At 71.3% G+C, this 12,881-nt stretch carries 9 protein-coding genes and 2 tRNA genes; 5 read left to right on the top strand and 6 right to left on the bottom strand.

Features of this window, described 5'->3' with window-relative positions:
- Positions 1-185: 185 nt before the first annotated feature.
- Entirely contained in the window at positions 186-1,835 is a 1,650-nt protein-coding gene (locus AB0E67_RS18940) for a long-chain fatty acid--CoA ligase (RefSeq protein ID WP_362027861.1), read from the top strand.
- Positions 1,836-1,997: 162 nt separating this feature from the next.
- Here the strand turns inward: AB0E67_RS18940 and AB0E67_RS18935 are convergent, their stop codons facing one another.
- Together AB0E67_RS18935 and AB0E67_RS18930 are read right to left on the bottom strand one after the other, a co-directional pair.
- A complete protein-coding gene (locus AB0E67_RS18935) occupies positions 1,998-6,431 on the bottom strand; it encodes a PAS domain-containing protein (protein ID WP_362027858.1) in 4,434 nt (1,477 codons plus the stop codon).
- A 343-nt stretch (positions 6,432-6,774) separates the two neighbouring features.
- Complete coding sequence (locus tag AB0E67_RS18930) at positions 6,775-7,248, bottom strand: SSI family serine proteinase inhibitor (protein WP_362027855.1); 474 nt, start codon at positions 7,246-7,248, stop codon at positions 6,775-6,777.
- A gap of 258 nt (positions 7,249-7,506) precedes the next feature.
- Here AB0E67_RS18930 and AB0E67_RS18925 point away from each other — a divergent pair.
- Both AB0E67_RS18925 and AB0E67_RS18920 read left to right on the top strand, forming a co-directional pair.
- Positions 7,507-7,597: transfer RNA gene (locus tag AB0E67_RS18925), tRNA-Ser, on the top strand.
- Between the two features lie 440 nt (positions 7,598-8,037).
- Positions 8,038-8,110, top strand: a tRNA-Arg gene (locus tag AB0E67_RS18920).
- A 102-nt stretch (positions 8,111-8,212) separates the two neighbouring features.
- On the opposite strand, the gene AB0E67_RS18915 is transcribed toward AB0E67_RS18920, so the two are convergent.
- The 4 genes from AB0E67_RS18915 to AB0E67_RS18900 form a co-directional block, all read right to left on the bottom strand.
- Entirely contained in the window at positions 8,213-9,019 is an 807-nt protein-coding gene (locus AB0E67_RS18915) for a site-specific integrase (RefSeq protein WP_362027852.1), read from the bottom strand.
- Positions 9,020-9,621: 602 nt separating this feature from the next.
- Positions 9,622-10,458 (bottom strand): protein kinase, encoded by an 837-nt coding sequence (locus AB0E67_RS18910; protein WP_362027850.1) that lies wholly within the window; start codon positions 10,456-10,458, stop codon positions 9,622-9,624.
- Positions 10,459-10,527: 69 nt separating this feature from the next.
- Entirely contained in the window at positions 10,528-10,971 is a 444-nt protein-coding gene (locus AB0E67_RS18905) for a hypothetical protein (RefSeq protein ID WP_362027848.1), read from the bottom strand.
- A gap of 251 nt (positions 10,972-11,222) precedes the next feature.
- Positions 11,223-11,477, bottom strand: coding sequence for a hypothetical protein (locus tag AB0E67_RS18900; RefSeq protein ID WP_362027845.1), 255 nt, complete (start codon positions 11,475-11,477; stop codon positions 11,223-11,225).
- Between the two features lie 95 nt (positions 11,478-11,572).
- On the opposite strand from AB0E67_RS18900, the gene AB0E67_RS18895 reads away from it, so the two are divergent.
- Together AB0E67_RS18895 and AB0E67_RS18890 are read left to right on the top strand one after the other, a co-directional pair.
- A complete protein-coding gene (locus tag AB0E67_RS18895; RefSeq protein WP_362027842.1) occupies positions 11,573-12,316 on the top strand; it encodes an XRE family transcriptional regulator in 744 nt (247 codons plus the stop codon).
- A 2-nt stretch (positions 12,317-12,318) separates the two neighbouring features.
- Complete coding sequence (locus AB0E67_RS18890; RefSeq protein WP_362027841.1) at positions 12,319-12,789, top strand: NUDIX domain-containing protein; 471 nt, start codon at positions 12,319-12,321, stop codon at positions 12,787-12,789.
- Positions 12,790-12,881: the final 92 nt, after the last annotated feature.

The raw sequence follows: 12,881 nt of genomic DNA, 5'->3' as shown, positions 1-12,881 counted from the left end.
CCGACCCCGGTCGGTGTGGTGGCGCAGGCCCACCGCCCCGGTGCGGCGAGTCCGAAAGCTCCAGTCGTAGAACCCCCAAGCTCCGGCCGTAAAACTCGTGACCTCGGGACTAGTGACATACCGGCCGGTATGCGCGCAGAATCAGCGGAACCCTACTGCCGCGTAGCGCCCACCGGGAGGACGCCGTGCTGAGCACCATGCAGGACGTACCGCTGACTGTGACCCGCATCCTCGAACACGGGATGACCATTCATGGGAAGTCCCAGATCACGACCTGGACCGGGGAGTCCGAGCCGCAGCGGCGCAGTTTCGCCGAGATCGGCCGACGGGCCGCACAGCTCGCGAACGCCCTGCGCGACGAACTCGGTGTCGAGGGTGACCAGCGCATAGCAAGCCTCATGTGGAACAACGCGGAGCATGTCGAGGCGTATCTCGCGGTCCCCTCGATGGGCGCGGTCCTCCACACGCTCAACCTCCGGCTCCCCGCCGAGCAGCTCGTCTGGATCGTCGAGCACGCCGACGACAAGGTCGTCATCGTCAACGGCTCCCTGCTGCCGCTGCTCGCTCCGGTGCTCCCGCGCCTGGCGTCGGTCGAGCACGTGATCGTCTCCGGGCCGGGCGACCGTTCCGTCCTCGACGGCGCGCGGCCCCGGGTTCACGAGTACGAGGAGCTGATCGCCGGCCGTCCGACCACCTACGACTGGCCCGAGATCGACGAACGCCAGGCCGCGGCCATGTGCTACACCTCCGGCACCACCGGTGACCCCAAGGGCGTCGTCTACTCCCACCGCTCCATCTACCTGCACTCCATGCAGGTCAACATGGCCGAGTCGATGGGGCTGACCGACAAGGACACCACGCTGGTCGTGGTCCCGCAGTTCCACGTACTGGCCTGGGGGCTGCCGCACGCGACGTTCATGTCCGGCATCAACATGCTCATGCCGGACCGGTTCCTGCAGCCCGCTCCGCTCGCCGACATGATCGAGCGCGAGCGGCCGACGCACGCCGCCGCCGTCCCCACGATCTGGCAGGGGCTGCTCGCCGAGGTCACCGCCAACCCCCGCGACCTCACCTCCATGGCCAGCGTCACCATCGGCGGTGCCGCCTGTCCGCCGTCCCTCATGGAGGCGTACGACAAGATCGGCGTCCGGCTCTGCCACGCCTGGGGCATGACGGAGACCTCGCCGCTCGGCACCATGGCCAACCCGCCCGCCGGCCTGGCCGAGGAGCAGGAGTGGCCCTACCGCGTCACCCAGGGCCGCTTCCCGGCCGGTGTCGAGGCGCGCCTGGTCGGCCCCGACGGCGAGCACCTGCCGTGGGACAACACGTCGGCCGGCGAGCTGGAGGTGCGCGGCCCCTGGATCGCCCGTGCGTACTACGGGGGCGCGGACGGCGAGGACCTGCGCCCCGAGGACAAGTTCAGCGAGGACGGCTGGCTGAAGACCGGCGACGTCGGCGTGATCAGCCCGGACGGCTTCCTCACCCTCACCGACCGGGCCAAGGACGTCATCAAGTCCGGCGGCGAGTGGATTTCGAGCGTCTCGCTGGAGAACGTCCTCATGGCGCACCCGGACGTGGCCGAGGCGGCGGTCGTCGCGGTCCCGGACGACAAGTGGGGTGAGCGCCCGCTCGCGACGGTCGTGCTCAAGGACGGCGCCGACGCCGACTACGAGGCGTTGCGGGCCTTCCTCACCGAGTCGGGCATCGCCAAGTGGCAGCTGCCGGAGCGCTGGACGGTCATTCCGGCGGTGCCGAAGACCAGCGTCGGGAAGTTCGACAAGAAGGTGATCCGCAGGCGGTACGCGGAGGGCGAGCTGGACATCACCCACCTCTGATCCGACTGTTCGGCGGCCGACTGGTCGGTGGTCGGCGGTCGGCGGTCGGCGGGGAGTGAGGCGGAAGGGGCGGTACGGAAGTTTCCGTACCGCCCGTTCGTGCTGCGGGCCGTCACCGTGGTGATGCCGGTCGGTCGGTGACGAAGTGACGCCGGACGTCGGTCAGTTGGTACCGATCTTGGCGAGCAGGTCGACGATCCGCGCCTGCACCTCGTCGCTCGTGGAGCGCTCGGCCAGGAAGAGGACGGTCTCGCCCGTGCTGAGCTTCGGCAGGTCCGGACCCGCCATGTCGGCGGAGGTGTAGACGACCAACGGGGTGCGGTTCAACTGGCCGTTGGCGCGCAGCCAGTCGATGATCCCGGCCCGGCGGCGGCGCACCTGCATCAGGTCCATCACCACCAGGTTGGGTCGCATCCGGGTGGCGAGCGTCACCGCCTCGTTGTCCGTGGCGGCCCGTCCCACCTGCATGCCGCGCCGCTCCAGCGTCTCCGTCAACGCCAGCGCGATCTCCTCGTGCTCCTCGATCAACAGCACCCGCGGCGGATGCTGCTCGCTGTCGCGCGGGGCGAGCGCCTTGAGGAGCACGGCCGGGTCGGCACCGTACGCCGCTTCCCGCGACGCCTGGCCCAGGCCCGCCGTCACCAGCACCGGGACCTCGGCCGCCACCGCGGCCTGGCGCAGCGACTGGAGCGCCTTGCGGGTGATCGGCCCGGTGAGCGGGTCGACGAACAGCGCGGCCGGGAACGCGGCGATCTGGGCGTCGACCTCCTCGCGCGAGTGCACGATCACCGGCCGGTAGCCGCGGTCGCTCAGGGCCTGCTGGGTGGCGACGTCGGGGGCGGGCCAGACGAGCAGGCGGCGCGGGTTGTCCAGCGGCTCCGGGGGCAGCTCGTCGTCGACCGGCGGCGGCGCCGGACGGTTGGAGACCTCCACCGCGCCACCGGGTCCGTCCAGCGGCTCCGGTCCTTCGGCGCCCTCGTCGGGCGCCCCTATGGCGTACGCGCGCCCCTCGGCCTCGGGGGCCGCGAGCAGCTGACCGTGCCCCCCGTGGGCGCCGTGGCCCTGCGGCGGCTGCCCCGGGGAAGGCCGACCCTGGGGCGGCGCGGCGACCGGGCCCTGCGCGGCGCCGGGCCGGCCGGACGCGGACCGGGGTGACGCGGGCTGCGGCGCCGACGGCGGCGGGGTGCGCTCCTCCTCCGGAGGGGCGGCGAGCTTACGGCGCCGTCCGGCGCCACCGGGCGCCGGATGCGACTGGTGGGCGATGTGCTGGGCGAACGGCACCCCCTGACCGAGCGTCCGCACGCTGAAGGCACGCCCTTGAGTGTCCGATGCATGCGTGTCCGAGGCGTACGTGTCCGAGGCGTACGTGTCCGAGGCGTACGTGTCCGGCGCGCCGTCGGCCGTCTGCGCCTCATCGGGCAGCGGCTGCCTCCGCCCGTCCGGTCCGGGCGCGTTGTCGTGCGGCCGGACCGGCACCGCTCCGGTGGCATCGGGGGAGCCGGCCACGGCCGTGGAGCCGGTGGCGTGCGTGGTGTGACCGGCCGAGGGCAGGTCCGGGGCTTCGCCGGGCCGGAGGCCGGGCTGACCGGCGGACGGCTCGCCGGGGGCCACCGGCCCGGCCGGGTTCCGAACCGGGACGTCGCTCCCCGGCAGGTCCCCGGGCTGAGCCGGCTGCCGTACGGGCACCTCACCGGTGTCCGGAACGCCGTGGGCGGCCTCCTGGCCGGGCTGCTGGTGGATGTCGGCGTGGCGCGCCCGGCGGCGGCCGGTGGGCAGGGGATGCGCCTGGGGCGGTGTGTGGTCGTCGTCCGGTGCGAGGGGCGCGGCGTCGTGGCGTCCGGGCAGCGAAGCGTCCGCCCCGGCGGCCTGGGGCGCGTTCCGGTCCGCGTCGGCCGGGGGGAGGGCGAACGCGGTACGGGGGCCCGTCGGCTCGGCCTGCGCGGCCCGCTCCTGCGCGGCGGCCAGGGCCCGCCGGGCCCGCCGTCCGGTCGGCTTCGGAACGGGCACGGCACCTTCGCCGACGGCCGGTGAGTCCGCGCCCGGTGCCTCACCGGCGGCGGGGGCGGGGACGGCAACGGCCTGAGCGGTAGCGGCCTCGGAGGAGGACGGGGACGCCGACGAGGCCAGGGCCAGCTGGTTCTCGCCGCCCGGGCGAGTCCGGTGCGCACCTGCGGGGGGCACCGGCACCGGGGTCTCCGGCGGAACACCCTGGGGCGGCACGGTCCGGCCGAGCTGCGGACGGTCGCCACTGCCATGCGCGCCCCGGCCCGCCGCCTCCGCGCCCTCGGCCGGAGCCGACGCCGCGGGCAGTGCCAACGCCTGTCCCGGCCCCTGCGGACCGCCGACGGGCTCCCGGATCCCCTGCTCCGGCCCCTGCTCGGGGCCCCGGTCCCCCGGGACCTGCTGGGGGAGAGGGGGCAGCGGAGGCAGCGGCGGCATGGGGGGCGTCTGCGCGGGCAGCGGGTACTGGCCGGACTCTGCCGGGCTCGGCCGCCCGCGCCTGCGCCCGGACCCCTCGGCCTGCTGGGCGGGAATCATGTCGTGCGGACCGGCGTGACCACCCTGACCGTCGTGCGCCTCCTGCGCGCCCTCGGCCGCCGGCTCACGGCGCGCCCGGCGCCGCCCGGTCGGTGCGGGCGCCGCGGTTTCCCCCGGCGCGTCGGCGGAACCGGGAGCGGCAACGGAACCGGCGCCCGTGTCGGCGTCCGGCCCCGAACCGCCCACAGGGCTCTCCAGGAACGCGTCCGTGGACGCCCGGCGCGCCCGACGCCGCCCGCTGCCAGGCACTCCCTGACCGGTTCCCGTCCCCGGGCCCGCCTCTGCGGCCCCCGGTACCGGGTCCGTTCCGGACTCCGGCTCCGTCCCCGCCGTCGGCGCGGGCGGCGGCCCGGCCGCGGGCTCCGCCTCGGGCGACCGCTGCACCACCGATCCCGAGCCGGTGCCCAGCGGCACTTCGAGCACGTACGCGCTGCCGCTCATCCCCGGCACCTCGTGCGTCTGCAGCACGCCGCCGTGCGCCTCCACGATCCCGCGCACGATCGGCTCGTGCACCGGGTCGCCTCCGGCGTACGGGCCGCGCACCTCGATCCGTACGACCTCACCGCGCTGTGCCGCGGCGACGACGACCGTCGAGTCGACGTAGCCGCTGCCCTGCACCAGGCGGGCCTTGCCCGTCGAGTCGACCCCGGCGACGTCCGCGACCAGGTGGGCGAGCGCGGTCACCAGCCGGGCCGCGTCCACCTCCGCCTCGATCGGCGGCGCGTGCACCGCGAACTGGGCGCGCCCGGGGCCGATCAGCTCGACGGCCGCGTCGATACCGGCGGTCACGACCGAGTCGAGCAGCACGTTCGCCTTGGACAACTGCTCCTCACCGGCGTCCAGACGCTGGTAGCCGAGCACGTTGTCGACGAGCGTGGTCATACGGGCGTAGCCCGCGGCCAGGTGATGGAGGATCTGGTTGGCCTCCGGCCACAGCTGGCCCGCCGGGTCGGCGGCGAGCGTGGAGAGCTCGCCGCGCAGTTCCTCCAGCGGTCCGCGCAGCGCCCCGCCGAGCACGGCGGTGAGCTGGGAGTGCCGGGCGGTCAGCGCCGCCAGGCGTTCGGCCTGCTGTTCCAGTTCGGTCGTGTACCGCTCGGCCCGGTCGGCCAGTTCCGCTTCGTGCCGTTCCGTCAGTTCGGCGACCTCGGCGGTGTGGTTCTCGGTGAGCCCGGTGACCTCGGTGGTGTGGTGCGAGGTCAGCTCGGCGACCTCGGCCTTGTGCCGTTCGGTGAGCTCGTCGAAGGGCCTGCGGTCGGTGAACGTCATGACCGCGCCGACCAGCTGATCCCCGTCCCGGACCGGTGCGGTGGTCAGGTCGACCGGGACCCGCGCCCCGCTCTTGGACCACAGGACCTGCCCGCGCACCCGGTGCTTGCGCCCGGAGCGGAGGGTGTCGGCGAGCGGCGACTCGTCGTACGGGAACGGCTCCCCGTCCGCCCGCGAGTGCAGCACCAGCGTGTGCAGCTCCCGGCCGCCCAGGTCGCTGGCGCGGAAGCCCAGGATCTGCGCGGCGGCGGGGTTGACCAGGACGACCCGGCCGTCCGTGTCCGTGCCGACGACGCCCTCGGCCGCCGCCCGCAGGATCATCTCCGTCTGCCGCTGCGAACGGGCCAGTTCGGCCTCGGTGTCGACGGTCCCGGACAGGTCCCGCACGACGATCATCAGCAGCTCGGCACCGGTGTAGCCGCCGCCGTAACCGCCCTGCAGGTCGTTGTACGCGGCGTTCCCGTCCTCCAGCCCGGCGCTGGTGACCTCGACGGGATACTCGGCGCCGTCCGTCCGGCGCGCGGTCATCCGCGTCGGCTTCGTACGGCCGCGGTCGTCGGCGACGGACTCGGGCCGACGCATCGAACCGGGGATGAGGCGGGAGTCGAACTCCGGCAGCAGGTCGAGGAGTCCGCGCCCGACGAGCGCGGTGCCCGGGGTCTCGAACATCTCCAGGGCGATCGTGTTCGCGTTGACGACCGTGCCGTTGCAGTTGACGAGCAGCAGCCCGTCGGGGAGGGCATCGAGTATGGCTGCGAGGCGAGCAGTGCCTCGGGACGGCCTGCTGCTCACGAGACGCTTCCTCCCTGGTTACCGCACCTTGCCGACAGCGGGCCCCATCTTGCCCCTCGGGCCGCGTGCTGTCACGGAAGGAGTCTAAGGGCAGGGGAGGAGCGCGGGGCGGCGGATGAGGAGGAGCTCTCACCAAGGTTCGGTGGACACGGTGTGCCGCGCCGACCCGTCGACACGGTGCGGGGCGCCCGGCAGGGAACGGTCCGGCCGCCCCGCACCGGACGCCACCCTGGACGATCGCCACCGCTTCGCGGACGTCGGCCGGCCGGGCGGGCCGCCCGCCGGATCGGGCGTCGCCGGCCGGGTGGCGGACCGGATCGGACGCCGTTCACCGGGCGTCGTTTCACCGGACCCCGGGAAGCACCGGCCGCAGGTTGTTCCAGCGCGAGATCTCGCAGCCGTCGGCCCGGCTGAACCCGGCGTCGATGTGCCGCCCCTGCCAGGTCCCGGTGATCCAGGCGGTGGCCGGACCGCCGAACTGCTGGGTGCACATCGCGCCCCGGGGCACCGGTGCGAACGGGTCCGTGCCCTCGTCCGCCAGTTCCGCCAGCCGGTCGCAGGCCGGTTCCGCCGCCGGGTGGTCGCCGCCCACGGGAGCGCATTCCAGCTCGAAGACTCCCTCGGCCGAGGGATCCCCCGCCTCCGAGACCGTTACCGTCAGCCGGGCGCGGGCGTCGTCCTCGCCCTGCGGCAGAGGCAGCGGCAGCGGCAGGGGCGACGGAAGCGGAAGGGGGCCGGACGCCGCCGCGGCACCCGGCGCGGCGGCGGACAGCACGGCGAGGGACACGACGGCGGTGAGAGCGAGGCGGCGCAGCATGACGGGCTCCTGTGCTCGGGCCCTCCGGGGACGCGCACTTTCTCGCGATTTTCCGAAGGGCGGCCTGACGAACGGAAGAACGGGGAACAGGAGGCCGGTGCCTCCCTCCCGACTAACGCTCCTCGCGCCACGACGTTGCGCACCCGAGGCGCTTTGCTCTCGCACCCGACTGCCTAGTACCGTAGGCAGCGATTGGTGACACGACGCTTGGCTGTGTCATCATCTGCACACACCACTCGCGCTCGCGCGGGGTGTGCTGGAGGCGTCGCCTAGTCCGGTCTATGGCGCCGCACTGCTAATGCGGTTTGGGGCTTAAACCCCATCGAGGGTTCAAATCCCTCCGCCTCCGCTTTCACCGAAGCCCCGTGCCACCGGCACGGGGCTTCGGTGGTATTCCGGGATCTCGGCGGTCTCCGGGCCCCGAACGCTCTCGACGGCCGCCTCGATCGCCCCTCGGCCGTTCCGGCTGTTCTCGGATGTTCCCGGCCGCCCTCGGCCCTCAGTCGCCTTCGGTCGCTCTTGGTCGCCCTCGGACATCCTCGGTCGTTCTCGTACAGCATCGGTCGTTCTCGTGCGGCCCGGCGAGTGGTTCGGTGAGCCGTCCGGGAGCGGGTGAATCCACGATCCGCCGTGATCGCGCACGGGGGCGGTGTGTGCGCCGGACGCCACAGAACAGGGCGTTTCCGCAGGTCAGAGGCGGTGCGGCTAATGGATTTCGCGCTACGGCGCAGGTCATGTAATGTTGTTCCCGCAACGCCGACCGGGAAGAAAAAAAACCGGGAAGCACAAGCACTCGTAGCTTAACGGATAGAGCATCTGACTACGGATCAGAAGGTTGCAGGTTCGAATCCTGCCGAGTGCACAGCAGATCAGAGGCCCTGTGGAGTGATCCACAGGGCCTCTGGCTTTTGCCTTGACGGCAGTGTTTGACGGCAACCGCTCTGGAGGGCGGGCGGGGAGCCGATCAGACGGCTATCGCGACACCGGCCGTGCCGTCGTCTTCGTCCGGCCCGTTGCCGTCACCCCTCAGGGCGTCCCCGACGCGGTCGAAGGCGGAGCGCTGCGAGTCGAGGCGTACGAAGGTGTAGATGTCCATGGTCACGCGGATCGAGCTGTGACCGAGGACTTCCATGATCATGCGGGCGTCGGCGCCCTGTTCGTGGAGGAGAGAGGCGCAGGTGTGGCGCAGGTCATGGAAGCGGACCTTACGGACGCCGGCACGGACGCTCAGCGCCTCGAAGGAGCGGTTCAGGTTGCGCGGCTCGATGGGGGTGCCGTTCTTCGTGGTGAAGACGAGGCCGTGCCCCGTCCCCTTCCAGTTCGCGCCGGCGGCCTTCCGGTCGGCGATCTGCTGGGCGCGCTGGGCGCGGAGCGCGGTGACGCATTCGGCCGGCAGAGCCACGCGGCGGGCCGAGCGCTGAGTCTTCGGCGCGACGATCAGCAGTTCGCCGCCGACCCGCTGTAGGGCCTGCCGGACGGTGAGGACTCCTTCGTGAAGGTCTACGTCCGACCAGCGCAGGCCCAGCAGCTCACCGCGCCGGAGGCCGATGCGGACCGCCAGTTCGTAAGCAGCCCACAGCCGGTTGTCGCGGGCCGCCGCCAGGAGCTGACGCCCCTCCTTGGCCGTGAGCGGTTCGATCTCGCGCTTCGTTCCCATGCTCAGCTCCACGTTCCGGGCCACGTTGCGGGGCAGCTCGTCCTCACGCACGGCGTGCTGGAGGGCGGCCCGGAGGATCACCAGCAGGAAGCGCACGGTCCGGTCGGAGGGCAACTTCTTGCAGCACTTGCCAAGGCGGCCCGCCTACGGCGGTCCGCGCGCGCTGGCGGCCAAGGGCCGCCGCCGCTCCTTGTCTCCGCCACCGCTGCGCCGGCCCCCACCCGCTCAGCGCGCAGCAACGCCGAGGCGGACAGCCGGACCAGGAAGCAACGCGACCACTCCGATCACCAGGGCCAGGCCGACACCGACCAAGCGAGACGCCACCGCCCGACCAGCCCCGCTCCGCAGCCGAACAGACCGCATAGGCGCAAACAGAGCTCAGCCGTCCGGCCGCTCCCTCTCCATCGCCCAGGCCGGGACGAGGACGAGGCCGTGACGAATGGAAGAAGCGTGGCTGAGACCGGCGGGTGGTTGCTGGAAGCACACGTGACGGGTGCTCGTTCGACGCACCCGCCGTCGTGGCTGACTTTCGGTGGCTCAGGTCAGGACCCCTCTCCAACTGGGCAACATAGAGCCGGGGTTGCAGTAGCACCCGTGTTCGAGCACGCCAACTACCCCGGTACCATCGGCACCGGGTTCCTGACTGGAATTCCGCGACCGGACCACCCGGAATGCTGTCCAGGCTGAGGGGTGGTCCGGTCTTTGGCTGTTGGGAGTCAGCTCAGGGCTTTGCCCACCTCGTAGATGGTTGGCCGATCCTCCGGGGCATGGCTGAGCATCGCGTCGATCAGCTCGCCCAGCGGACCGGGAGCCTTCACGGGCCGGCGCTTGCCGTTCGCCACTGCCTCTCTCTGGACGGGGCGCGGAGCGTCGTCCGGATACTCCACGGCTCGCCACCCAGTGGCGGAGATGAGGAGAGACGCGCCGAGCCCGTAGATGTCGGCTTCCTGTGTGGGTTCGGCCTCTCCGGTCGCGAGCACGCTGCGCGCGATCTCCGGAGCCTCGTAGTGGACGAGGCAGCCGCGGAACGGGAAGTCGTACCCCTCGGGTACGTGCCCGCCCCGGGCAAGGGCGAGGTCGATGAGGTGCGTCCGCTCCGGCCCGATGATGAAGTGGGCGGGCTGTACATCACCGTGTGCCCAGCCCTTGGCGTGGAGTTCGGCCAGCGCCTCGACACAGCCCAGTGCGACGCCGGTGTGCGGTTCGACGGGCGAGTCCTTCGCGCGGCTGGGTTCCCACAGTTGGTAGAGGTCCGGCCCCTCGTGCCACGGCTGGAGGTTCCACGTTCCGCGCTCCCACTCGCCGTACGCCAAGTCGTCCAAGCCGAGGCGATGCAGTACGGCCCCCTCGCGTGCGGGGGCGAGCGCGGTCCAGGGCTGGGCGGGCCAGTCGGCCGTGGCCTCGATCGGATGACCGAGCTTCACGGCGTAGTGACCCCGATGACTCTCCACGTCCCAGACCGTGGAGCCCCGGCGGTCCACCACCAGGCGCTGAGCCGTAGGCATGAGGGCGTCGAGCACCACGATCGGCAGTTCAGGGGATGACCCGGACAACGTCTCTTCTCCTTCCGGCGAACGCGGCCGGCCACGACTCGTGGTCGGCCGCGTCGCTGCTGTCGTGTGCTACGCCTGACCGTACGGTCGGCCGCAGTCCGAGTCGCACTGTGCGAGGTTGGTGCCGTCCACGGTCCACAGGTCGTCGAAGACCATGAACCCGGCCGCCTTCATGGCGCGCGCGGAGGCAGCGACCTTCTCCGGGTCACGGGCCCCGCCGCCCGGCGCCGGGTTGTGGTGCAGGAAGCGGCCCGCGTACCGCTCGCACAGGGCCGCGTACTCCTTCGTGTGCAGGATGAGCGCGTGCAGCCCGAGGTCCGCGTCGTCCGACGGGACCATGGGAATGGTGGCGGTGGCAGCGGTGACCAAGAAGGCCACGGCCTGGTCCGCGATCCGCTGGGCACGCTCGGGCGACTGCCCGTTGTGGACGACCACGAAGTGGGCGAGGCTTTCGAACAACTCCTCACCAGCCACCGCGCGACCGGTCCTCTGATCGTTCGCCGTTGCCGTCATGCGACTACTCCTTGTGTGTGGCGGTGCGTGGCACTTACCTCCCGCATCGGTCGATGAGCCACGGCTCAAGGGCGACCAGAAGGCGGGCTTGGAAGGCCGGCCCCGAACGGGGACGGGGAGCCGGGGAACTGGCACCCGTTCGGGGCGGCCGGTCTACTGGCCGACGGCGAGAGCCATGCCGATCACCAGGCCGCACGACCCGCTGATCATGACGATGAACAGGACTCCCGCATACCGGCCGATGGCGCGCATCACAGCCCGTCCCGAGTGTTGGCGTTCCGGATGGCCAGACGTGCGCTCAGTTCCTCCCGCGCACTCGGCGCCACGACGTGGTCCGGCACGGCATCCCATTCCGTGCCGCCGCGGATCGGCCGTATCTGCACACGACCGCCGACCTCGCCCATGACGACGCCGATACGTCCCCTGGCGGTGTCCTTCGCCAATTCACCGATGCCTGGTCTGGTCTGCTGGTTGCTCGCCATGCGGACGAGGATCCTGCCGCTCATCAGGACGTCGGAACCTCCGACAAACCCCACTTCGGGACGTCCCGCGTCGGGTAGAACGTCCCTAGTGCCGTCCCCGGGTGTTAGGAGAGATTGAGATGCCGAACGAGAGATTACGTGCTGCCATGGCGGCCGCCGGCTGGACGTATGCCGCCCTTGCGGACAAGGTCGAAGTCGATCCCAAGTCCGTTGAAAGATGGGTCAACCTGGGGCGTACGCCGCGCCGTGCCACGGCCATGCTGGCAGCGGAAACACTAGGAGAAGACGTGCACGCTCTATGGCCCGCGCTCCGGCAGGCACGCCCTGCCCGCGCTGTCAGTCCGGAACTTGTGGCTCTCTACGACCAGCGGGCGGACGTCCCCGTGTCCACCTTTGTAGACATGCTGACCCAAGCCCGCGAGCGCATCGACGTGTTGGTGTACGCGGCCGTCTTCCTGCACGAGGCGTACCCGCGGCTCAACGACTTGCTGCGAGAGCGAGCTTCCGACGGGTGTGCGGTCCGTATCGCGATCGGCGACCCGGACAGCGCGAATGTCCAACAGCGCGGCAAGGAAGAGAGGTTCGGCCACGGGATCGAGTCCCGTTGCCGACTCGCCCTCATGCACTATCGCCCCCTTGCTGGGGTACCTGGCATCGAGGTGCGGACCCATGCCACCACGCTCTACAACTCGATCTACCGTGCGGATGACCAGGCGATGGTCAATGCCCATGTCTGGGGCGTGAACGCCTACGGCGCTCCCGTGTGGCATCTGCGGCGCAGTGGAGAGGGCGGCATGTTCGACACCTACGCCAGCAGCTTCGATGCGGTCTGGGAGACCGCGACGCCGGTAAGCGAAGGGTGATCATGGCACGGACCGAGTATTACGACGACCCGGCGGCACCTGAGCCGAACAGCTTGGTGGTCGCCGCGTCCGCCGTGGTTACCGACGACGAAGGGCGTGTGCTTCTCCAGCGCCGGCGGGATAATGATCTTTGGGCGCTACCTGGCGGCGGCATGGAGATGACCGATTCCCTACCAGGAACGGCCGTCCGCGAGGTGAAAGAAGAAACCGGTCTAGACGTAGAGATCACCGGGCTCGTGGGCACGTACACCGACCCTCGCCACATCATCGCCTACTCGGATGGGGAGGTGCGCAGACAGTTCAACGTCTGTTTCACTGCCCGTGTGGTCGGGGGCCAGCTCGCGATCTCGGATGAGTCCACGGAACTGCGGTTCGTCAGGCCGGAGGAGATCGATCAACTGCCGATGCACCACACGCAGCGGCTCCGAATCGATCATTTCCTAGGGGACCGTGAGCGGCCCTATCTCGGCTGACCTCGTGGATCGCGATGGCGGGTACTCAGTACTGATGGAACAAAGAGGTCACTGACAACGACTATCAGTACTCGCGACTCGATCTGGAATTA

It is taken from the genome of Streptomyces sp. NPDC032161 (assembly GCF_040636995.1).
GTDB lineage: Bacteria > Actinomycetota > Actinomycetes > Streptomycetales > Streptomycetaceae > Streptomyces.
Note: the sequence above shows the minus strand (reverse complement) of the source record. Positions and strands in the feature narration are given on the sequence as shown.

Coding starts and splice junctions, on each gene's coding strand:
- AB0E67_RS18900 (WP_362027845.1), bottom strand. CDS start 11,477: ATGAGCGGCAGGATCCTCGTCCGCATGGCGAGCAACCAGCAGACCAGA.
- AB0E67_RS18890 (WP_362027841.1), top strand. CDS start 12,319: ATGGCACGGACCGAGTATTACGACGACCCGGCGGCACCTGAGCCGAAC.
- AB0E67_RS18905 (WP_362027848.1), bottom strand. CDS start 10,971: ATGACGGCAACGGCGAACGATCAGAGGACCGGTCGCGCGGTGGCTGGT.
- AB0E67_RS18895 (WP_362027842.1), top strand. CDS start 11,573: ATGCCGAACGAGAGATTACGTGCTGCCATGGCGGCCGCCGGCTGGACG.
- AB0E67_RS18930 (WP_362027855.1), bottom strand. CDS start 7,248: ATGCTGCGCCGCCTCGCTCTCACCGCCGTCGTGTCCCTCGCCGTGCTG.